Consider the following 639-nt stretch of genomic DNA (forward strand, 5'->3'; position numbering starts at 1 on the left):
GTATAAAACGCCAGAAATCAAAGTCCCAGAGGGGTTTGAATGAAAAAATATTGGGTAGTTGAAGACCATTTGGGCGGAGGACTTTATCTGATGTCAGAAAATACTTCAGAAAAAGAATTAGAAGAAGTTGAAGATTATTGTGAGACGTGTGGAGACAACGATTCTATTATTGGTCAGTTTTCAAACTGGAAACAACTTAAAAAAGAAATGACTGATGACGAAGGTTGGTGTCCATATTCAGATGAATATTTGCAATCAGTATTTGAATAGAAAGGGAATGAATGTATTATTTAAATAAAATGTTGGAATACAACAAAGAAAACGGCATTATTATTAATAAGTACATTCGCAAGACTATTCAGAAGCAAATACGTATTCATAACAAATATATTTATCGCTATGACCGTGTTACGCAAGCTATTGAATGGATAGAAGACAACTTCTACCTGACTACTGGTAACCTGATGAAAATTGAGCTACTTCCAACACAAAAATGGTGGTATGAGTTAATGTTAGGCTATGATATGGTTGATGAAAAAGGTGTTCAAGTCAACCTAATTAATGAGATTTTTCTTAATTTAGGCCGTGGATCAGGTAAGTCTAGTTTAATGGCTACGCGCGTGCTTAACTGGATGATTT

The 639-nt window shown here is 34.3% G+C and carries 2 protein-coding genes; both read left to right on the forward strand.

Features of this window, described 5'->3' with window-relative positions; all coding sequences use genetic code 11:
* Nucleotides 1-39 precede the first annotated feature (39 nt).
* Entirely contained in the window at nt 40-270 is a 231-nt protein-coding gene (locus L979_RS15570; RefSeq protein WP_036853254.1) for a hypothetical protein, read from the forward strand.
* Between the two features lie 29 nt (nt 271-299).
* On the forward strand, nt 300-639 hold a 340-nt coding region (locus tag L979_RS15575; RefSeq protein ID WP_197052182.1), incomplete at its 3' end, for a hypothetical protein.

The sequence above is a fragment of the Kocuria sp. ZOR0020 genome (genome assembly GCF_000800955.1).
Lineage (GTDB): Bacteria > Actinomycetota > Actinomycetes > Actinomycetales > Micrococcaceae > Kocuria > Kocuria subflava.